General features: G+C 60.1%; 22 protein-coding genes. 13 read left to right on the top strand and 9 right to left on the bottom strand.

All coding sequences use genetic code 11. From position 1 onward, the window contains the following. Positions 1-256 precede the first annotated feature (256 nt). The 3 genes from NW809_RS03090 to NW809_RS03080 all read right to left on the bottom strand — a co-directional run bounded on the left by NW809_RS03090 (position 257) and on the right by NW809_RS03080 (position 2,803). Positions 257-793, bottom strand: a complete 537-nt coding sequence (locus NW809_RS03090; RefSeq protein ID WP_011429001.1) for a fasciclin domain-containing protein — start codon at positions 791-793, stop codon at positions 257-259. 353 nt (positions 794-1,146) lie between these two features. Further along, positions 1,147-1,368 carry a DUF3134 family protein gene (locus NW809_RS03085; protein ID WP_011429000.1) on the bottom strand — a complete coding sequence of 74 codons (222 nt, stop codon included), beginning with the start codon at positions 1,366-1,368 and terminating at the stop codon, positions 1,147-1,149. Between the two features lie 97 nt (positions 1,369-1,465). Further along, a complete protein-coding gene (locus tag NW809_RS03080; protein ID WP_011428999.1) occupies positions 1,466-2,803 on the bottom strand; it encodes a UDP-N-acetylmuramoyl-tripeptide--D-alanyl-D-alanine ligase in 1,338 nt (445 codons plus the stop codon). Positions 2,804-3,070: 267 nt separating this feature from the next. Between NW809_RS03080 and NW809_RS03075 the strand changes: the two genes are divergently transcribed. Further along, on the top strand, positions 3,071-5,005 hold the full coding sequence (locus NW809_RS03075) for an FAD-dependent oxidoreductase (protein WP_414401502.1): 1,935 nt from the start codon (positions 3,071-3,073) through the stop codon (positions 5,003-5,005). Positions 5,006-5,043: 38 nt separating this feature from the next. Here NW809_RS03075 and secF read toward each other — a convergent pair whose 3' ends face one another. Both secF and secD read right to left on the bottom strand, forming a co-directional pair. After that, the gene (gene secF, locus NW809_RS03070) at positions 5,044-6,039 is read right to left on the bottom strand and encodes a protein translocase subunit SecF (RefSeq protein ID WP_011428997.1); all 996 of its coding nucleotides are present in this window, start codon (positions 6,037-6,039) and stop codon (positions 5,044-5,046) included. After that, a complete protein-coding gene (gene secD / locus NW809_RS03065; RefSeq protein WP_099812619.1) occupies positions 6,036-7,382 on the bottom strand; it encodes a protein translocase subunit SecD in 1,347 nt (448 codons plus the stop codon). Before secD ends, secF begins: the two co-directional genes overlap by 4 nt. A 360-nt stretch (positions 7,383-7,742) precedes the next feature. On the opposite strand from secD, the gene NW809_RS03060 reads away from it, so the two are divergent. Next, positions 7,743-8,588, top strand: coding sequence for a hypothetical protein (locus NW809_RS03060; RefSeq protein WP_011428995.1), 846 nt, complete (start codon positions 7,743-7,745; stop codon positions 8,586-8,588). Positions 8,589-8,594: 6 nt separating this feature from the next. Here NW809_RS03060 and chlP read toward each other — a convergent pair whose 3' ends face one another. Continuing rightward, complete coding sequence (chlP, locus tag NW809_RS03055) at positions 8,595-9,815, bottom strand: geranylgeranyl reductase (protein ID WP_099884389.1); 1,221 nt, start codon at positions 9,813-9,815, stop codon at positions 8,595-8,597. A 228-nt stretch (positions 9,816-10,043) separates the two neighbouring features. Between chlP and NW809_RS03050 the strand changes: the two genes are divergently transcribed. Both NW809_RS03050 and NW809_RS03045 read left to right on the top strand, forming a co-directional pair. Further along, positions 10,044-10,412, top strand: a complete 369-nt coding sequence (locus tag NW809_RS03050; protein ID WP_414401501.1) for a YccF domain-containing protein — start codon at positions 10,044-10,046, stop codon at positions 10,410-10,412. 184 nt (positions 10,413-10,596) lie between these two features. Beyond that, on the top strand, positions 10,597-10,737 hold the full coding sequence (locus tag NW809_RS03045) for a hypothetical protein (protein WP_168173324.1): 141 nt from the start codon (positions 10,597-10,599) through the stop codon (positions 10,735-10,737). A 20-nt stretch (positions 10,738-10,757) separates the two neighbouring features. Here the strand turns inward: NW809_RS03045 and NW809_RS03040 are convergent, their stop codons facing one another. Then, positions 10,758-11,648 carry a DUF4335 domain-containing protein gene (locus NW809_RS03040; protein WP_011428993.1) on the bottom strand — a complete coding sequence of 297 codons (891 nt, stop codon included), beginning with the start codon at positions 11,646-11,648 and terminating at the stop codon, positions 10,758-10,760. 39 nt (positions 11,649-11,687) lie between these two features. Further along, positions 11,688-12,329, bottom strand: a complete 642-nt coding sequence (locus NW809_RS03035) for a DUF3038 domain-containing protein (protein ID WP_011428992.1) — start codon at positions 12,327-12,329, stop codon at positions 11,688-11,690. 424 nt (positions 12,330-12,753) lie between these two features. On the opposite strand from NW809_RS03035, the gene NW809_RS03030 reads away from it, so the two are divergent. From NW809_RS03030 to NW809_RS02990, 9 genes are all read left to right on the top strand, one after another. Next, positions 12,754-13,245, top strand: a complete 492-nt coding sequence (locus NW809_RS03030) for an FHA domain-containing protein (protein ID WP_099812622.1) — start codon at positions 12,754-12,756, stop codon at positions 13,243-13,245. Positions 13,246-13,293: 48 nt separating this feature from the next. Further along, positions 13,294-14,034, top strand: a complete 741-nt coding sequence (locus NW809_RS03025; RefSeq protein ID WP_414401500.1) for a class I SAM-dependent methyltransferase — start codon at positions 13,294-13,296, stop codon at positions 14,032-14,034. Between the two features lie 17 nt (positions 14,035-14,051). Then, the gene (locus tag NW809_RS03020; RefSeq protein WP_011428988.1) at positions 14,052-14,834 is read left to right on the top strand and encodes an ABC transporter permease; all 783 of its coding nucleotides are present in this window, start codon (positions 14,052-14,054) and stop codon (positions 14,832-14,834) included. Between the two features lie 304 nt (positions 14,835-15,138). Beyond that, positions 15,139-15,945 (top strand): DUF4394 domain-containing protein, encoded by an 807-nt coding sequence (locus NW809_RS03015; RefSeq protein ID WP_414401499.1) that lies wholly within the window; start codon positions 15,139-15,141, stop codon positions 15,943-15,945. A 229-nt stretch (positions 15,946-16,174) separates the two neighbouring features. Beyond that, a complete protein-coding gene (locus NW809_RS03010) occupies positions 16,175-16,756 on the top strand; it encodes a sigma-70 family RNA polymerase sigma factor (RefSeq protein ID WP_414401498.1) in 582 nt (193 codons plus the stop codon). Next, a complete protein-coding gene (locus tag NW809_RS03005) occupies positions 16,753-17,496 on the top strand; it encodes an anti-sigma factor (RefSeq protein WP_011428984.1) in 744 nt (247 codons plus the stop codon). Before NW809_RS03010 ends, NW809_RS03005 begins: the two co-directional genes overlap by 4 nt. Positions 17,497-17,727: 231 nt before the next feature. After that, the gene (locus tag NW809_RS03000) at positions 17,728-17,949 is read left to right on the top strand and encodes a DUF2839 domain-containing protein (RefSeq protein WP_011428983.1); all 222 of its coding nucleotides are present in this window, start codon (positions 17,728-17,730) and stop codon (positions 17,947-17,949) included. 36 nt (positions 17,950-17,985) lie between these two features. Further along, the gene (locus NW809_RS02995) at positions 17,986-18,813 is read left to right on the top strand and encodes a carbon-nitrogen hydrolase family protein (RefSeq protein WP_414401497.1); all 828 of its coding nucleotides are present in this window, start codon (positions 17,986-17,988) and stop codon (positions 18,811-18,813) included. Between the two features lie 9 nt (positions 18,814-18,822). Beyond that, the gene (locus NW809_RS02990) at positions 18,823-19,098 is read left to right on the top strand and encodes a glutaredoxin family protein (RefSeq protein WP_011428981.1); all 276 of its coding nucleotides are present in this window, start codon (positions 18,823-18,825) and stop codon (positions 19,096-19,098) included. On the opposite strand, the gene dnaE is transcribed toward NW809_RS02990, so the two are convergent. After that, the coding region (gene dnaE, locus NW809_RS02985; RefSeq protein ID WP_414401496.1) for a DNA polymerase III subunit alpha at positions 19,084-20,552 on the bottom strand (1,469 nt) is incomplete at its 5' end. The two genes, NW809_RS02990 and dnaE, sit on opposite strands and share 15 nt — an antisense overlap.

Below are 20,552 nucleotides of genomic sequence, written 5' to 3'. Positions count from 1 at the left end.
AGCTGATCAACCAACTGATGGTGGGTGGGGACGAGTTCATCACATTGCCCAAGCAAATGGACAACGAGTACATGATCGTGCGTCCGCAGCGGGTGTCCGGCGTGTCGGTGGAGGCGATCTACACTTCCAGCGTCGGCATCGACCTGTAGAGCTCAAGGCCAGGGTCGCCGGGCTGGGTTGCAACGCAAAGCCCCCACCCCTGAGGGCAGGGGCCGGACTAGACCCCCCTGGGATCTAGAGCCTTAGCACCGACAAGTTAGCTTTGCGGGGGCAGGATCACCTTGTCGATGACGTGGATGACGCCGTTAGAGGCCTCAATGTCTGCTTGCGTCACTTTGGCATCGTTGACCTTGACTCCGTCGCTCAAGGAGATCTTCACAGAAGATCCTTCGACCGTCGTCACTTCACCTTCCTTTAGATCGCTGGAGAGGACTTTGCCGGGCACCACATGGTAGGTGAGAATCCGGGTCAATTTCTCGCGGTTTTCCGGCTGCAGCAGCTCCTCTAGAGTGCCTTGCGGCAGCGCCGCAAAAGCTTCATCGGTGGGAGCGAAAACGGTGAAGGGGCCTTCCCCGGAGAGCACCTTCACCAAGTCGGCAGCTTCCAAGGCTTGGATCAAGGTGGTGAAAGAGCCGGCCTCGGCAGCAACATCTACTATGGTTTTGCTGGCAGGGGCAGCGGTTTTCACGCTTTCAGAAGTCGCGCCGTGGCTGCCGGCAATGACCGCAGGGGCTGCAACCAACGTGGTGGCCGAGGCAACAGCCAAGGAGAGAGCGAAGAGATTGCGAATCATGCAATGTAACCCTCCGTGAAGAGTAGGTTCACATTTCTATGTGACGGACGGGATAGAGCTCGGGTTCCTCAAAATCGCAAAAAGTCCCCGAAAAAGATATTTCTACTACCCCAAAATACCTTTTTGACAAGGCTTACAAGGCTACTCTCCGCTGAGGTTAGATTTGCAACAATCATCGCGGGATGGCGGTGAACCATCCAAAACACGCCCGATGAGGATCCCTTGAGGCTGAGGGATCGTTACGTTTGTTTACATTGTTTGTTCAAGTTAGCGTTCCATTGGCATCGCCAAAGTGGGCACCTCTGCGGTGCTGGGCAGAGGGGTAAACGAGTTGGCGATCTCAGCAGGCATGCCTACTCTTCTTCCGCCTCGAAGTCTTCGTCGTAGTCGTCCCCGATCAAATCGTCGATGTCGTCGATGTCTTCTTCCAAAACAGCTTCAGGGACTTCAAGAGGCTGCTCGATCAGCCGGCCTTCCTGGCGCAACCAGTCGAGGATAGAAATGCTACCGGGCAGGGGCAGCACTACTGGAGGCTGATCGCGAGGTTCTTCCCGCAGAGAAGGGTTGTGGTACATGCTGTCCAGAAGAAGTGCAGCTGTGAAGAAGGTGTGGGCAAGCTTCGGGTCGATGGCCTCGATAGGGCGCCACTTATCGACTGTCCTTTAGCTTAGCTTATCCCTGCCAAGCCTGCAAAAAGCGGTGCAGCACCCGCTCCAGCTCGACGGCTCGCGCCGCCTTAAACAGCAGTCGATCCCCTGCCCGCACCTGCTGCTGCAAACCCTCCACTAAGGCAGAAGCTTCCTCAAAGCGTTCAACCTCGGCGGCTGGCTTTTCGTCAACCAGTGGCTGCATCTCCCCGTCGGGATCCAAAAGCCAGACCCGCTCCAGTCTCAAGGAGGCAGCCGCCCGACCCACCTCTGCGTAGAGCTGTGGGGCATGCTCTCCCAGTTCCCGCATTGGGCCGAGGATGGCCCAGCGCCGTTTTCCCGCAGTCTGAGCCAGCAGGTGCAAAGCCGCGATCATCGCTTCCGGCGAGGCGTTGTAGGTCTCATCCCAAATCTCCACGTCCCCAGCCAGCTTGAGATGGCGATTGCGCCCCTCCAGAGGCAGCGGTAGGTCAAGGGGCTCTTGCAGGCGCTCCCAATTCAGACCCAAGCTGCGCACAGCCGCCAGCACCCCCATCCAGTTAAGGGCGTGATGCCTTCCTGGCAGGGGCACCGGCAAGGTCAAGCCCTCCACGGTTACGGTTTGGGCTTGGGGATCCCATTCTCCTCGCAAGTCCCCTTGGGCGAGGCCATAGGTGAGGGTTTTTCCCGACCACAGGCTGGCGGCAGTGGCCAACAGCAAGGGATCCTCACCATTGAGCACAGCTATCCCCTGCCCCAACTCCTGCAGCAGCTCACACTTGGCAGCAGCAATGGCCTCGCGGGATCCCAGCCTGCCGATGTGGGCGGTGCCGATGTGGGTAATCAAGGCATGGGTGGGGCGAGCCATCTGTGCAAGGCGGCGAATCTCACCAGGGCCGCGCATGGCCATCTCCAGAACGGCAAACTGGTGTTCTGGTTGTAGCCGCAGCAGCGTTTGCGCCACCCCAATGTCGTTGTTGTGGTTGGCCTCGCTTTTGAGAACGCTGCCGTAGCGCGAAAGAGCAGCCGCCAGCATTTCCTTGGTGGTGGTTTTGCCTGCTGAGCCGGTGATGGCCACTACCGGGATGGAAAATTGCTCCCGCCAGGCTCTGGCAATGCGCTGATAGGCAGTCAAGGTATCGGGAACCTGGAAGTGGGGACCCTCCACCGGCCGCTGGCTGATGACAGCAACGGCCCCCTTGCTCAGGGCTTGCGGAATAAAATCGTGCCCGTCGAAGCGTTCTCCCCGCAGCGCCACAAAAACGGATCCTGGCTGCAACCGGCGGCTGTCGGTGCAGAGGGCCTGAACCGGCAACCCCAAGAGGTGGGGATCTCCCTGCAAAGGGGCTTGCAGCAGGTCGGCCACAGTTTGCAAGGTCAGCATGGAGCAGCAGTCGGAGACCGGCTATCGCGTAGGATACCAGCAAAAGCCCAATCCAACGCCAGGCAACGACCCAGCCCTTGCCATCCAGGGCTCAACGGTTGCCTATGCCCGATTTCACCTGCTTGGATCCCCTTGTCCGGCACTTCCATCTGGGGGATCCGGAGCCACCCGCAGCCATTCAAGGGGGCCTTATTCATCAGCTATTCTCAAGAGGGGTTCTCCCGCTAGCATTGCGGAAGAAAGCTTGGGGTGTGAGGCAAAACTAAGGTGAAGACGGCCGGTAAGGGGATCCCAGCGGCGCGGCAGCAACTCAGGCGCAAACAAGCTCTGGGGCTGGGGATCCTGTCGCTGCTGGGCTTTGTGGCGGGGATGGGGTTTGCCGCCCTCTCCCAGCCGGAAGGGGGATCGCCCGTCGCCGCTCCAGAGCCGGAGGTGCCCCGTTTTACGGCCCACGGCTGGCCGCTGCTGGATCCCCTGCCCCAGCCGGACGAGATCTGGGAGTGCGAGCTGGTGGTGGTGGGCGGATCCCTGGGGGGCGTGGCGGCGGCAGGCCAGGCCATGCGGGGGGGCGTGCAAACCTGTCTCATCGAGCTCACCCCTTGGCTGGGGGGCCAGATCACCTCCCAGGGGGTATCAGCCATCGACGAGTCGCTCCCCATGCGGCAGCGGGGCAATTTTTCCCGCCACTGGCTGGAGTTTAAGGCCCTCATCGAAAGCCAGCCGGTGCATCTGCCCGCCTGGACAGGGATCCCGCCGGGAACCCGTGTCTCCGAAATCAACAGTTGCTGGGTAGGGGGGCTGTGTTTTCCGCCCCAGGCTGGTTTGCAGGCGGTGGAAACCTGGCTGCAACAGGCCGCCCGCAGCGCCCCCCACAGTCGCTGGGCCACCCAGACCGCTTTTAAGGGGGCCACCTTCAGCGCCGACGGCTCCCGCCTCGAGAGCATCTACGCGGTGCAGCGGCAGCCGCGGGATCCCGATTTTGTGCCGCCGGGGCGGCTGTGGCGGGAATTGGTGAGCTGGTATAGCTGGCAGGAGACGGAAGTCTTTGCCAAGCGGGTGCTGCGGCTGCAGGCGCCGCCGGGCCGCCCCTTGTTCGTGATCGACGCCACCGACACCGGCGAGCTGGTGGGCTGGGCCGGGATCCCCTACCGGCTGGGCTCAGAAGGGCGAGATCTAACCGGGGAGCCCAACGCCGCCCCGGCCAGCAACCCGGAGTGCACCCAGGCTTTCACTTTTCCCTTCGTGCTGGCCATCCACGACGACGGCGGGCGCTCCCGCGCCGAGCTGGCCCAGTTGCAGCCGGGCTACTCCCGCGCCGAGCACCGCCGCCAGTTCGACCTGGAGGGGTTTCCCACCTTCAGCGGCCAGAGCTTTTTCAACTACCGCCGCATCATCAGCAAAGGCCGCACGGATCCCTTTTACGGCACCCCGCTTCCCGGCGATCTCACCCTGGTGAACTGGAACCGCGGCAACGACTGGGGGATCATGAACCCACCCCTAATCCTAACGGAAGAGCGGCTGCTGGCCTCAGGGCAGCGCCACAACTGGCTGGGGGGGCTGGATGTCTCGGCCATCAAAGATGGGGAGAACCACGCCCTGCTGTTTGCCGAATGGCTGATGGAAACCCAGTCCCGCGCCGGCTATCCCCTCTCCTTGCTGTTTGGCGAAGAGTCTTTGCTGGGCACCCGCTCCGGCCTCAGCCTCTACCCCTACATCCGGGAGGGGCGGCGTATCCTGGGGCGGGCCGCCTACGGCCAGGCGGAATTCCTGATGCTGGAGCAGGATATTCGCGTCGGCGCCAGCGGGGGACGGGACTTTAGCCCCACAGCAGTTGGGATCACCCACTACGCCATCGACATGCACGGCTGTCGCTACCGCAACTGGGAGCCTTCCCTGTCGGCCAGCTCGGCGCCGGTCAACGAGTTTTCCGTCCGCCCCATCGTCATCCCCCTAGAGGCCCTGATCCCCCAGAAGGTGGATAACCTGCTCATCGGCGGCAAGGGGATCGCCGCCAGCCACATTGTCAACGCCGCCACCCGCACCCATTACGGCGAGTGGACCATTGGCTCGGCAGCGGGGCTGACCGTGGCTTGGCTCCGCAGCCAGGATCCCGGCTTGACCCCAGCCCAGATCGTGCCCCAGGGCAAAATGGCCGATTTGCAGCGCTACCTGGTTGCCTACGGCCAGCGACTGCACTGGTAGGCCGTTGCCGCCGCTTTACCCCTGGGCTAGGGAAGATCCTACCCCTCTGCGCCGGAAGGCAGGGGATTGGGATCCCTGTTGGCGCCATAGCGCCGCTGCCGCCACCACACCAGCAGGGGGCTGGCGATGAAGATGCTGGAATAAACCCCCAAGCTGAAGCCGATGAGCAAAGCAATGGCAAACCCCTTCAGGGTGGCTCCCCCAAAAATGGCAATGGCCACCAGGGGCAGCATCGTCGTCAGGGTGGTGTTCAAAGAGCGGGCAAAAGTCTGGTTCAACGACAGGTTCACCACCTCGGCAAAGCTGACCTTGCGGCTGACCAGACGCAGATTTTCCCGGATGCGGTCGTAGATAACCACTGTGTCGTTGACGGAAAAGCCAATGATGGTTAGCAGCGCCACCAAAAACAGGCTGTCCACCTCCATGCCCACCGTCAGGCCCAAAAGGGCAAACAGACCTGTTGTCAGCACCACATCGTGCAGCAAGGCCACAATGGCAAACACTGCGTAATCCCACTGGAAGCGCAGGGCCAGATACACCACAATGAGCCCAAAGGAGATGAGCACCGCCACAAGGCCGGAGCGCAAGAGCAGACGCCCCACCGTCGGGCCTACCGTCTCCACCAGCTTGCGCTCAAAAGGGCCTATCTGTTGCCGCAGCGTGGCTTCTACCGCCAGGCGCTCCTGCTCCGTCAAAGGGGGCATGCGGATCAGGGCTTCTTGGCCCGTCTGGGTGTCCAGTTGGATGATGCTGGTTCCCAGGTCATGTTCCTGCAGAGCCCGCCGCAGCTCGTCGGTGGTGACAGGCTGCTCAAAACGCAGATCCAACAAGGTGCCGCCGGCAAAATCCAGCCCCAGCCGCAGGGGGGTTCCCAGAGAGGCCAGGGAAAAAGCCATGCTGACCAGCCCCACCAGCAACACTGCCAGAGACAAGCTAAACCACAGCCTGCTGCGACCCACGATGTCGAAGCGGTAGTCAAGCGACCGCCGGGATCCCACCGCCGGATCGGTGGGGGATAGCTCTTGAGCTGTCATGATTGAGCCGCCTCCATGCGAACGCCGTAAAACTCAGGTTTGCGCAGGGCGGGGATCCCCATTGCCGCCAAAAGCAGCGTGCGGGTGCAGGTGATGGCCGTGAAAAAGCTCACCAAAATGCCAATGGCCAGGGTTACCGCGAAACCTTTCACCAGCCCCATCCCCAGCCAGAAAAGTACGCCACAGACCAAAAGGGTGGTGACATTGCTGTCGAGGATGCTGCTGAAGGCGCGGTTAAACCCTTCCGAGATGGACTTGTAGATGGACTTGCCGGCCCGCAGCTCCTCTTTGATGCGCTCGAAAATCAGCACATTGGCATCCACCGCCATGCCGATGCTGAGGATGAAGCCGGCGATCCCGGGCAGGGTCATGGTCACCCCCAGCAGTTGGAACAGAGCAAACGTACAGAGGGCGTAGATGAGGAGGGCGATATCGGCAACAAGCCCCGGCAGGCGGTAGTAGGCCACCATGAAGACGAAAACCAGCACCAGGCCGGCAATGCCAGCATAGAGGCTGCGGCGCACGCTCTCTTCCCCCAACGTGGCCCCGACGGTGCGGTTTTCAATGACGCGAATGGGAACGGGAAGCGCCCCCGCCTTGAGCTTCACCGCCAGATCGGTGGCGGTTTCCACTGTGAAATTGCCCGTGATCACCGCCGTCCCGCCGGTAATGCCGGTGCGGGCAAACTCCGGCCCCACAATTGGCGCGCTGATCAGCACGTCGTCCAGAAAAATGCCAATCGGGCGCCCTGTTCCGGCCAACTCGCGGGTGAGCTGAGTAAACTTCTCTGCCCCTGCCGGCTTAAACTCCAGCAACACTTCCCAAGTCTGGGATCCGCGGCGGGGGGCTTGGGGATAGGCGTTGCGCAGCAGATCGCCGGTGAGGCCGACCCGTTCAAACAGGGCGTCGGGATCCTCCCCCGCCGTTATCTCTCCCCGCTCGTTGCGGGGCAGGGCACTGACCGGCACCAGGCCCTTGCGAAACTCCAACCGGGCCGTATCGCCCAAAAGAGCAATGGCCCGATCGGGATCTGCCACCCCCGGCAGCTGCACGAACAGGCGATCTTGGCCGCTGATCTGCACCAGAGGCTCAGCCACCCCCAGGCCGTTGATCCGCTGCTGGATCACCGCCTCTACCCCCTGCATCACCTCAGAGGTAATCTCAGGCACCTCTTCCGTGGGCAAAGCCTGCAGGGTGAGCTGCGTCCCCCCTTTGAGGTCAAGGCCAAGACGAACTTCGCGGCTGAAGCCCAAGTAGACGAGAGCAACCACCACCGCCAAGATAAAGATCAGCCCTCGCAGAACAGCGAGGCGACTGAGCCACAAAGCTGGAGATCTGGCCATACTGCTGAAAGGGTGAGGAACACGGGCGCACTCGATCCGAGGCTTTCAGGATTTTGGCACCTTTTGATCCTATCGCACACGGGATCCCTCACCTGACAAGTCGGAAAACGGCAGCGGCAGGAGCGTCCAAGTAGGGTCTCTGGGGAGCTGCTGCAGAGACAACCGCGAGTTTCTCAGAAGATGGGCGCTCGGCTGCCGAGCCGAGTAAGGAGAAGGTTGAAAGCCGTTAAACCAACGCTGTCTCCTCTTGGTTTGTGCTAGCCCTGGGGCTAGGCTATTGCCATCGCGGGGCAGCAGGCAACATCTGGGTGCGGTTTGGCTCTACCCCGACATCTGCGAGTTCAAGGAGGGAAAGTTGAGGTGAATTGGAGACGGACTTACTATCTCCCTGGATTGCTCTCGGCCCTAGCTTTATGGGGATCCCCCGCCTGGGCCGGAGAGTATTTCACCGAGGAAGTGACCAGCCCTAGCCTGGAGATCATCCACGGCTGGCGGCAGGAAGTGGACGGCATTAACGTCACCATCACCAACACCAGCCTGGGATCTTTTCGGGTGCCGCTGGAAATCGATATGGAGGATCGAACTAGCTGTGAGCGAGCCGACTTAGTGCTGACGAACAATCGCGTTATGCCAATGGGATCCTTTCAAGACTGCATTCTCAACATCTTTCCCTACTTGGATAAATTCATCAACCAAGAAGTCGCCAGCATTCGGGTCGCCCTCAAAGGGCCGGCCCCCCTCCTGGAGATCCCCCTGGAAGAGTCGGATCGGCTGATCTTGGCCCAGGTGGCCAACCAATCGCGGGAAGCCTTTGTCTTCTTTCAGCAGGAGCTGGCCCGCGTCTTGGCGCTCTTGAAGCAGCCCGATCCCGGCCAGGCCGAGACGGCCCCACCGACGGCCAGCCCAACGCCGACTGCTGCCGCCGAATCTGCACCCAACCCGGGAGATTTCGTGATCGTGGGCTCGATTCAGGAAGAACGGGTGGGGGCTGGCAGCCGCCTGAGCGTAGAGGCGATCAACCGCAGCACCCGCACCGTCCTCAACGCTCGTGCTCGCTTCACGTTCTACCGGGGAGAGGAGGTGGTGGAGACGCGGGTGGTCGCGTTTGAACCCAGCGACGTGCCGCCGGGACAACGCGCCTCTGCTAGGGTTCTGAAAACCGATGCCAATTGGGATCGGGTCACCGTCACCTTCCAGTGGCAGTAGGGATCCCTAAGGTGCCAGGGCGTTCCCTCGCAGCAGGCTGCCTAGAGTCTTAACCGTGATCTTGAACTGCACCCAAGGGTTCATGGGCACCACCGTCTTGTAGAGGTAGCTGTCAAAGGTCATCCGCTGCACATCCCGGTCAGCGCACATCTCCACGAAGGCCTCGCGGGTGGCGTTGGAACGGTAGAACACCCGTTGCAAAATGTCCAAAACCTTGTAGGTTAGGCCGTATTGGCGATCCCAGCGCTTGAGGTACAGCTTGAGATCTTCTTCGCTGGGGATGCGCTTCCCGCCCTCGGAGGTCTCGACGATGGTCTCGGCGCACATGCGGCCCGACTTGGCGGCAAAATAGATCCCCTCGCCGCTGGACTTGGTTACATAGCCTGCCGCATCTCCCACCAGGGCTGCCCGACCCACCACACGGCGCGGACGCGGATGCTCTGGGATCGGATGGGCTTCCACCTTGATCACCTGGCCGCCCCGAATCCGCTCGGCAGCGCGGGCGCGGATCCCGGCCTGCAACTTTTGGATCTGGGCTTGGTTGGCCTTCATGGTGCCGGTGCCCACCGCCACGTGGTCGCACTTGGGGAACACCCAGGCATAGAAGTCCGGAGAAACATCGTCCCCCACGTACATCTCTGCCCGCTCCTCGTAGTAGGCCATTTTGTCGTCCGGGAGCCGAATCCGCTCCTGAAAGGCCAGAGCATAGTTGTAGTCGCCGGCACCGATGGCTTCTGCCACCTTGGAGTGAAAGCCATCTGCCCCGATCACCAGATCCACCGCCAGCGAACGGGGTACTCCCCGATTTGAGCCGTCGGAAAAATCGCTGTAGTGCAGGATGTAGGGATCCCGGCCATTTTGGGGGATTTCCAGATGCATCACCTTGCCGTGGATCAGCTCCGCCCCTTTTTGGCGAGCGCGGTTGCGCAAGAAGGCATCCAGGATCTCGCGGCGGCACATGCCGATATACTCATTTTCCTTTTCGAGGGCGATATCCACCTCGTAGTTGGAAGGGGAGATCATCTTCATCTTGCGCACTTTGCGGTCGATAATCTCCTCAGGGAGGTCGAACTCTGAGACCATACAGAGGGGAATAGCGCCCCCGCAGGGCTTGGCGTTGTCTAGCTTCCGCTCAAACAAAAAGGTCTCGATTCCGGCTTGGGCTAGAACTTCGGCGGCAGAGGCTCCGGCTGGGCCACCCCCAACAACAGCAACTCTCAGGCTCAAGGCGCTCTCCTCGCTGCAAGTAGATCGGCTCGTCAGACAGCAGGCATCCTACCACAGCTCCCCAAAAGCGTTGCAAACCTTGACGAAGTATTGCAGTTCGGCGAGGCTCAAGGGAACGTGCTTTGGCGATGGGAACAATAAAAAGGGGTCCGCCCCGTCTGCTTGTCCAGGGGGCGGGGAGCGGAAACCTGCCCTGCAGTCCGGGCTCAGCGCTAGAGGTTCTGAATCATGAGCTTAATTGGCAACATCATTTGGCTGATCTTCGGGGGGTTGCTGACCAGTCTGGGCTATATCTTGGGGGGGCTAAGCCTTTGCCTGACCATCATCGGCATTCCTTTTGGCTGGCAGAGCATCAAACTGGGGTTTGCAGTGCTTGCCCCCTTCGGCAAAGAAGTGGTGGAGTATCCCGATGCCAACAGCCCGCTGCTGCTGATCTTCAACGTGATCTGGCTGTTGCTCTTCGGCTGGCCCCTGGTGCTCAACCACCTCTTCTGGGCTGTGATCCTGGCCGTCACCGTCGTTGGGATCCCCTTTGCCAAACAGCACCTGAAGCTGGTCATCCTGTCTTTGTTGCCTTTTGGCCGGGATCTGCGCTGAAAGAGGGCAAAGTGGGGATCCCTGCAGATTAAGATCACTGCCAAACTCTACCGCGACGGCAAGGGGAGAGGGCGAGCGGCCAGCCGTTGACTGTGATTTGGATCGCCTTCGAACCTCTCATCCGGTCACCAAGACACGGGCGGAAAAGCGAGAGATTGAACTCATCGCAGATGGGGAGAAAACCATGCGCAGCATCTGGCTCGCGGGGGTAGTCGCTGCTTTGGCTCTGCTGGCGGCTATGTCTTTGGCTCAATCGGATCCCCAGGAAGAGTGGCTGCACGGCGAGCAGTGTGGCACAGAGGGGCCGGTCATCTGTCTGGAGTGACGTTCTCCTCAGCCCGGATTTCAGAGGGGCTCTATCTGGGTCACTTCTACCCGGCTCTCTGGCCCTAGGCTGATGCGGAACTGTTTGGCACCCGTCGGCAAGGGATCCGGCGGCAACTCCGGCAGGTCGGCAAGAGGAGTTTCGGCGCGGCGTTCCCGGGCCAGCTCATTCTCCGGCTCGGCAGCCAGCAGGGATCCCGCCGCATCCACCGTTACTCGATAGATCAAGCTCTCCTGCAAATCGGGAGGAGACTGCCATTGCTGGGCCAGGGTGTTTTGCAGCCGCAGCAGAGGATCTCCAGAGGCTTCCGGCGCGGTGAGCTGCTCCTGGGCCGAGTTGAAAGCAGTGGGAGCCCTCTTCTCCGGGGTGCGGCTGGCCCAGATCCCGACCCCGGCCACCAGGGCGATCCCTCCCACCAGCAGGGCAGCGATCCCGGCAGGCTGTCGATACCAAGCCCGCGTTACCGGCGTTCCCAGGCTGGCCAGTTGGGGAATGTCATCGGCCACCTGAGAGAGGTTCTCCAACAGGTCGTACAACTGGGTCATCGACAGATCCACTTGGGCAATCTGATTCTCCCCTTGGCGCACCGTGAGGCGATGAAAAATAAAATCCAGCGGACGGATGGCCACAGTACCGCTGAAGGTTCCCTTGGGCGCGCCGCTGAGCTGGGATCCGACGTAGCGGTCGATCACCGCGATCAAATCGCTGAGCCAAACACTGTCCCCCTGCAGAGTTTTGGTGGTCTCCCCCTGGCGAATTTCCAACTGACACTCGAAGTTCTGCTGGATGGCTCGCAGGGGCGGCGTTGAGGAACCCTCGGCAGCTTCGGGCAGGCCAGGTGCCTCTCCCCGCACCGTGAGGGTCGAGGTGGGCTGTTGATAGGTATGACTGATAAGGGTGAGACTGGGCATGGCAACTGGCGGGCAAACAACACAAGCAAGGAGCCTATTTCAGGAAGAGGGCAAAGCATCCGATCCGGAGCTATGGGCTACCTCCCCTTCTTCGTCGCTGCCGGCGGGCAGATCCATCTCAGGGCGGTTGAGCAGGGCTTTCCATAGACGCTGGGCCCCTCTTGGGCTGCTGTAAAACATCAGCTCGATCAAGATGCGCAGAGCCAGCTCGGCGAGGCTGTTCTCGTCACGCACATCCCCATCCACCATGCGGCTGCGGTAGTGGGAGATAAACTCATCTAGATAGTCGCCCACCAGTGGCTGACGGAAAGGGCTGAGCTCCTGTTCAACAGCAGCTTCCAGTTGCTCCAAGGTGCTGCGGATACGGGCCTGCTGCTGAGCAGCCAGATGAGCAATCACCAGCACCAGGGCGCGCGCCTCTTCGATATCGACTTCTTTTCGCCCACCGCTGCTGCGGCGCAGAGGGTTGGCGTTGCGCAGCCGCCAGAGAGCCACCCGATCGCCGATCTGCTTTTCCAAGTTCAGGGCTTTGGCTGCAGCCAGAACCGCCTCGGAAATTTCTCCGCTCAGGGACTCCAGCCCCAGCAACAGCAAATCCAACTGGGCTTTGATGGTTCCGGTAGCTGTGGTGAGGCCGGCGGGCCGAGGGTCTAGCTGAGTCTGCTTAGGTTCCACCGTCACGCTGTCAATGGGAGCTTTTTGCTTTGATAGGACTCTATGATCTCCTGTCTGGGGCAAACCTGCAACCGGATCCCTCCTGCGCTTGATTCTGACCCTTGCCAAGGGCTTGGATGACGACATCCGGCAGGCGCTGGGCATTGTCCCGCTCTTTCTCGCTTCTTGAGAGTTCCCCAACCAGATTAGAAGTCAGACCGAGTTGTTCTGGGTCAGTTGTTGTTTTTGCAACGAACCCATTTTCTCAGCCTGTTTGCCCTTGAGAAAAAGAGGGGGTAGGAGGCGCTGTCGGTATGGGTTGACCTAGGATAGTGTATGATTCAAGCCTATAGCGGGTGAGAAGAGAGGGGGATCCGCATTTTGCGGCTTGATTGCCTGACTGTTCCCAGTCTGCCCTTTCTGACCACCTCAGCTCCGGGCGTATCCACAGATGAGCATGAGCGCTCCTGCTGCCCAACCCAGCCCTCCTCACTTGGTCTTGATCTTCACGGATCGGATGGGTCGGCGCGGCGTTGTCTTAGACAAGATTTACTACTCGGTGGGCCGGGCAGCCAGCAACCACATCCGCCTCTACGACTCTTGTGTTTCCCGCGAACACGCCCTGATCATCCGCATCCCGGAAGAGAACCGGGCTGGGTACGGCTATATGATCTTTGACGGCAGTTCCGCATCCCGCCGCAGCACCAATGGTTTGTTCGTCAACGGCAAGCGGGTTTTGTCTCATCGGCTACAGCTTTTGGACAAGATAGGGTTTGGGCCCAATGTAACCGCCATCGTGGAGAGCACCGACCGCCTCAGCCCGGAGACGCTGGCAGCCCTGTTGAGGCCGCCGGCCCTCGGCGACAATGTAACCCCAACCGGATCCCAGAGAGAAACCTTGAAAGAGACGCCCAGAGAGAACGACGACTTCACCGCCGCTTGATGGCGTGAATGGTTTTCAATCCAACCCCCTGCCGAGTTTTGGGTTCCCGTGACTCCCACTCCCCCTGCCCTGAGCGGCTACTGGCAAAATGGCTTTGACCTGGAAGCTCACCTGGGATCCTTTCTCGGCCTCAAGGCCGCCGAGCTGCGGGAGAAGCTGCGGCTTGGCCAGCAACAGTTGGCAGAGCTGGGCCGGCGCGACTTCATCTGGGATCAGGCGGAGATCTTTTACCGGGATCGGGTGGGATCCGCCTATTTGCTGGACTTGGCAGCTTGGCACCTGAGCAGCACCGACTACATCGGCGATACCCTGCGCCTGGTGGCCGACCATGCCCGTGGGCGGGTGTTGGATTTTGGCGGCGGCATCGGCACCCACGCCATTGGGGCAGCCCTCTGCCCAGAAGTGGAGCAGGTGATTTTTTGGGATATCAACCCCATCCATCGGCAGTTTGTACAACTGCGCGCGGAAAAATTGGGTCTAAGCGAGCAGATCCACTGTCCAGAAAGCTTGCCAGAAGGGATCTTTGATACCATTATCTGCTTTGATGTGGTGGAACACCTGCCAGATCCAGCAGCTCAGTTGCGTCAGTTTTACGCTTGGCTCAAGCCGGAAGGTAAGTTGTTGATCAACTGGTATTTTTTCAAGGGGTTTAACGACGAGTTTCCTTTCCACCTGGACGATCCCCAGAAAGTTGAGCAATTCTTCCAGGTGCTGCAAAGTCACTTTTTGGAAGTGTTTCATCCCTATCTCATCACTGCCCGCTGCTACCGCAAGTGGAATAAAGGCTGAGACTGGAGAAAACCCAAGTGCTGCGCTATTTGCAGGTGTTGTGGTTGTTTTGGAGCACTTCTGTAGCTGCAGAAATGGAGTACCGGGCCAATTTTGTCTTTGCCAGCCTCAGCAGCTTGGGCGGCCTGGGGTCAGCTTTGTTTGGGCTGTCGCTGTTCTACCAGCAGGGGCACCGCCTGGGGGGCTGGAGCTGGCCGGAGGCGCTCATCGTCTTGGGGGTGTTCACCATTTTGCAGGGGGTGTCGGCCAGCCTTTTTAACGTCAACTTAAACCGCATCGTGCAACAAGTTCAGGAAGGCACCCTGGATTTTGTGTTGCTCAAGCCCATCAGCAGTCAGTTTTGGCTGTCAACTCGGGTGTTTTCTCCCTGGGGCCTGGTGGATATTGGCTGTGGCCTGTTGTTAATTCTCTACGCCGGGATCCAGTTGCGGCTGCCGGCCTGGGCCTATGTTCTGGGTCTAGTGCCCCTTTTGCTGGGGTTGGTCATCCTCTACAGCCTCTGGTTTATGCTGGGGGCCACCAGCATCTGGTTTGTCAAGATCTACAACGTCACCGAGGTGTTGCGGGGCTTGGTGGAGGCGGGGCGATTCCCGCTGGTGGCCTATCCGGTGGCCTATCGGTTGTTTTTTACCTTCGTCGTGCCGGTGGCTTTCTTGACCACCGTGCCGGCAGAAGCCTTGCTGGGTCGGATCCAGTGGCCCTGGCTTGTGGGATCCGCCCTGCTGGCGGCGGGGCTGCTGTGGGGATCCCATTTGTTCTGGCGCTTTGCCCTGCGCTTTTACACCAGCGCCTCTAGTTAAAATCTCCGTCCAAACCTCTCCATCCTGAGCATCCAAGCAGGGAGGATGGGAGTAATTGCTACAGAAGCGCCCCACGCGCTCCCCTTTGGGAAGAACAATTGGCCTTCCCCCTCAATGGAAGGGCAAAAGCGGATTCTCGGCTGGGGGATGGGATCCCTCTAGCCTGCCTTTCTAGCGGCAAAAGAGAGTGCTGCTTGCCGCAGCAATCTGCAGCCACCTGTCTTGTGGCGCAGAGGGGTGTTTTGTTGTCAACAATCCTGACACCGACTGAGACAATTTGTCAATTTTTTAAGGAGCATTTTCCATGCGCAAGCACCTGCAGTGTGTGGCCGTATCTGTGGCAGCCGGTAGCTTAGCTCTGCTGGGCTGCAGCAACAGCAATGCTTCTCCGATGGCGATGATCCCCTCCCAAGCAGATTTGGTGGCCCTGGGCAGCGGCAACCGCCTCACCTTCATCCGCTCCACCGATGCCTCGGTACAGGGATCCCTGACGGTGACGGGGGTGAGTGGTAGTTTGATCGGTATTGATGTGCGTCCTGCCAATCGCCTGCTCTACGGCCTCACCGACGCCAACATCCTCTACACCATTAACTTGCAGACCGGCGCCGCTACGGTGGCCAGTACCCTGTCGGTTCCCTTTACGGCGGGTACGCTGTCCGGCATGGATTTCAACCCCGTTCCGGATCGGCTGCGCCTGGTGGGAGCCAACGGCCAGAACTTCCGCATCAATGTGGACACGGGCGAAGTGATCCAAGATAGACCTTTGGCCTTTGGCCCAATGGAACTGCAGGGATCCCGACCGGCTGTTACCGCCGCCGCCTACACCAACAACGTGGCCGGCACCCAATCCACACGGCTGTTGAACATCGACGGCGAGCGCAACCTGCTGCTGTTCCAGAATCCGCCCAACGAGGGGGTGCAAATGCCGATTGGCCCCCTGGGCGTGAACTTCGGCCCGGTGGGCGGGTTTGACATCCGCACGGTCGGCGGGGTGGATACCGGCTTTGCCATCGGCGGCTCCACCCTGTATCGAATTGACCTGAATACAGGTCGCGCCACCTCTGTGGGCACGCTGCCGGGTGGGCCGTTCTTTGGCTTGGCTGCCTTCTAGATCGGCCAGGTTGTTACAATTCCAGTCATTTTTCTGGCCAATTGTTGCTGTTTTGTTTCGGCCCGATTCCAGCTCGGGATTGAGCCTTCTGTACTTCTTCAAGTAGGGTTGACCTCCATCTATGCAGGCGATAGATTATGGGAGCCGCTGTCCTTTCTGGCTTGCCTTAGGCAAGGCCTGCTTCTTACTAAGTGCTTTCTCGTCGCCGTTTTGTTTTCTCCTTCCCCCCATGAAGATCGAGGATGACAAAGCCAAGGGATCTCTGCAGGAGAGAAGCGATGCAGAGGTATTTTCAGCCCTCAAGGCAGGCCAGTCGCAAGCTTTGGCTATCCTCTACGACCGCCACGCCGGTTTGGTATACGGAATCGCCTGCAAGATGCTGGGCAACTCTGCCGAGGCCGAAGATCTGACGCAGGACATTTTTTTGAGTTTGGCCCGTTCTTCCTTCGATCCCAAGCGGGGATCCCTGCGCACTTACCTGGGCATTTTGGCCCGCTCCCGCTGTTTGGATCGGCTGCGCTCTTGGCGCAATCGACAGCGATCCCTGGAACGGGGCAGAGTGGAATTACAGGGCGATGCCGCCGAGGATCCGGCCCTGGAGCAGTTGGCCGGGGCAGAGCAGGCGGTCGAGGTGCAAACGGCTTTGGCCCAGCTATCTGAACATCAACGCCAAATCCTCAAAATGGCCTATTACGAAGGCATGAGCCAAACAGAAATTGCCAAGCAATTGAATCTGCCTTTGGGAACGGTTAAAGCCAGAGCCCGCCGAGGCTTGCTGCGGCTGCGCGAGTTGCTGGGAGGCGCCCCATGAAAGCCGAGTCTGTGTCTCCCGAAGAACTGCAACTGTGGCTGGCCGGCTACGTGCTGGGGGATCTCTCCCCGGAAGAGGCCGACCGCCTGGAAGCGGTGCTCAAGCTGCGCCCGGAGCTGCAGCAGGAGCTGCAAGCCCTGCAACAGACCCTGGAAAGGGCCTACGGCGTCGAAGAGAAGCAACCTCCCCCCGCGCTGCGGGCTTCTCTGCTGCAAGCCTACACAGAGCCGGCGCCCAAACCCCTCTCCACGACAATTCAGGGATCCCCTCGCTGGCGGGGCCTGGCGGCATTGGCAGCAGGGTTAATCGTGGCTTTGGGACTGGGGAATCTCTACCTGTGGCGCAGGCTGCAACTGGCCCAGACGCAAGGGATCCCGGTCGAGGTGGTGACATATGAATTGCAACCGACGGCAGAAAACGTGACTGGCTCGGTTACGGTGGAGGTGGATCCGCAGCGCTTGCAGGGGAGGCTGGTAGCCCGCGGTTTGCCGCCGCTGCCGGAAGGCCGCGTCTATGCGCTCTGGGTGGTGCTGGAGCCGGAAGCGCCCTTCACCAAAGATAGGGCGGGGGCGATCCTCACCACAGCTTTCCGGGTGGATGCGGCGGGAAACCAAGAACAGGAGCTGCGCTTGCCACCGGTGTTCGCATCCACAGAATGGGTGCGGGCAGTGGCCATTACCGAAGAAGACGGCAGCCGGCCCCAAGAGCACCAGGGATCCCCTCTGTGGATTTCCGGCTAGCGGGAGCAGTGGCCAACCAACATAGGTTCGTCGGCGGAGGCAAGGCATGGATCTAGCCAGGATCCCTCTGCTTAAGCGACTGGCGGAGCACTCTCGCCGATGTGGATCGGCAAAACAGGGATCCCGAGCCACCCTGCCGTTGGGAAAAGTTGTGGGCGCACCGGAAGCGTAACAGCATTAAGATGATGGTCACTACCCCGGCACAGCAAAAGCCAACTTGGAGGCCACCCTATGGGCGAAGCCAAGCGCCGCAAAACCCGAAACAGACCGACTCCCGACCAAGAGCTGCTCTTTCCCCAGCTCAAAGACATTCCTCTCACCAAAGCCCAAGCCCGCACGATCTACAATTGGACAACTCGAGGCGCTTGGGCCGGCATTATTCTCCTGGCCATTGTCTGGGTGGTGGTGCGATTTGTGGGGCCTGCCCTGGGCTGGTGGCACCTGGTGGGCTAGCCGGCTGGATCCCTTGAGTCTCCTTGGAGTTTTCCTATGCGATCCTACTTGGCAGCCGCCCTGCAGATGACCAGCACCCCCGATCTGGCCGGCAACTTGCAACAGGCAGAGGAGTGGATTGACTTTGCGGCGCGCCGGGGCTGTGAGCTGGTGACCTTGCCGGAAAACTTTGCCTTCATGGGGCCAGAGGAAGAGAAAGTTCGTCTTGCTCCAGAGATCGCGCAGCGGGCGGAGGAATTCTTGGCCAAGATGGCCCAGCGCTACCAGGTGTTTGTGCTGGGCGGGGGATACCCGGTGCCGGATGGACAGGGCAAGGTGTACAACACGGCGGCCCTCTACAGCCCCGAGGGCAAGGAGCTGGCCCGCTACCGCAAGATCCACCTCTTCGACGTCAACCTGCCCGACGGCAACACCTACCGCGAGTCGAACACGGTGGTGAGCGGCAACGAGGTGGTTGTCTGCCAGGAGGAGCGGCTAGGCACCCTTGGTTTGTCGGTCTGTTACGACGTGCGCTTTCCTGAGCTATATCGCTCCTTGGTGGATCGAGGGGCAGAAGTGTTGTTGATCCCCGCCGCCTTTACCGCCTACACGGGTCGGGATCACTGGCAGGTTTTGCTGCAGTGTCGGGCCATTGAAAACACCTGCTACGTGATCGCCCCCGCCCAGGTGGGCACCCACTACGAGCGGCGACAATGTCATGGCCACGCCATGATCGTGGATCCCTGGGGGACGATCCTGGCGGATGCCGGCGGCGAAAAACCAGGAGTGGCCATTGCCGAGATCGCCCCAGAGCGGCTACAGCTTATCCGGCGGCAGATGCCCTCGCTGCAACACCGCCGGCTGGCCTGTGCCGTTACTCCCTAGGGATCCCCTATGCCTTGGCCGCCGCTGATTCTCTACAGCAAGCCCGGATGCCACCTCTGCGAGGGCCTAGCGGAGAAATTGCGGCAGATCCCCGAAATCGGCGAGCTGGAAATCCGCGACATCACCGCCAACCCCGCCTGGTGGGAGCGCTACCACCTGGAGGTTCCCGTGCTGAAGGTGGCCGGGGATCCCGAACGGCTTTTGCCTCGCCCCTCGCCGCGGCTGACGGCGGCGCAGTTGCGCGCCTGGCTGGGACAACAGTTGGGTTGCCTATCGGGAGGCTAGCGCTTCGCTGCGGGCGGTATAGCCAGCTTGGCGCAAAGCTGCCACGGTGGCCTCGGCATCTTTAACCCAAAATTGGGATCCCAGCCTCACCCAGAGCGTGTGGGGAGGGGCGACGATGGCCGCCACAACAGGGATGCGATTTTCTTCCTTGGCTTCCGAACGTTGGCGGGCAAGCAATGTTTGCAAACGGTATCGATCCTCCAATGTCCCAGCCGAGTCCAGAGGGAGTTCCACCGTAACCCAACTCACCGATTCAATCGGCTGTAAGTCCTCGACAATCAATTGCACCTGTTCATCCCGCTGATCCACCTTGGCCCAGATAAAGAGCCGTTGATCCACCTCCAGACGATGGCGCAAACGTTCGTAAGTTTTGGGGAAGATCACCGCTTCGCAACTGCCGGTGAGATCTTCCAGTTGCAAAATGGCCATGCGATCCCCTCTCTTGGTGGTTACCGTTTTAATGGCGGTCAGCAGGGCCAGAATGCCTACAGAAGTATCGGCTGCGTAGCCGCTCAAATCGGAGAGGTTAACAGGAGCCAACAGCCGCGCCTGCTCTTGAATCCGCCGCAGCGGGTGATCCGAAACATAAAAGCCCAACAGCTCCCGTTCTAGCCTTAACTTTTCTTGCGGTGGAAAATCTTCAGTTGCAGGCCCCCGCGGAGCTTCAATAAATCCCTGGTCGTTGCCCAACAAATCAAACAGGCTGGCTTGGCCAATGGCTTTGGACTTAGCCTGCTCCGCTGCCCAATTGAGGATGGGATCCAGATCCGCCATTAGCTGTTTGCGGTTGCCGGAAATACCATCAAAAGCGCCCGCACAGATCAACGACTCGATGGCGCGGCGGTTGACCACGCGCAGATCCACCCGCTGGCAAAAATCGGCCAAAGAGGTGAAGGGGCCTCCGGCCTGGCGGGCAGCCAGAATGTTTTGAATCGCCCCCTCGCCCACATTCTTCACTGCTCCTAGACCAAACAAAATGCTGGATCCCTGAGGGGTAAAGTCCAGGCCAGAACGGTTGATATCCGGCGGCTCAATTTGGATCCCGATCGACAGGCAATAGGTGATGTAGCGCTGGACCTTGTCTTGATCCCCTCCCACAGAAGAAAGCAGCGCCGCCATGTATTCTGTTGGATAATTGGCCTTGAGATAGGCTGTCTGGAAAGTAATCAGTCCATAGGCCGTAGAGTGGGATTTGTTGAAGCAATACTCGGCAAAAGCAACCATTTGGTCAAATAGCTCCGTAGCCACTTCCTTGGCCACACCTCGCTCTACTGCCCCTCGGACGAATTGCTCCCGGTGTTTCTCCATCTCGGAAACTTTCTTTTTTCCCATCGCCCTCCGCAATAGATCAGCCTGGCCCAGGGTATAGCCGGCCATGTCCTGGGCAATGCGCATGATCTGTTCTTGGTAGAGAATGGCGCCATAGGTATCTTGAAGGATTGGCTTGAGGAGAT

Source organism: Synechococcus sp. WC101 (genome assembly GCF_047461555.1).
GTDB lineage: Bacteria > Cyanobacteriota > Cyanobacteriia > Thermostichales > Thermostichaceae > Thermostichus.
This window is presented reverse-complemented; position numbering and strand designations above follow the sequence as displayed.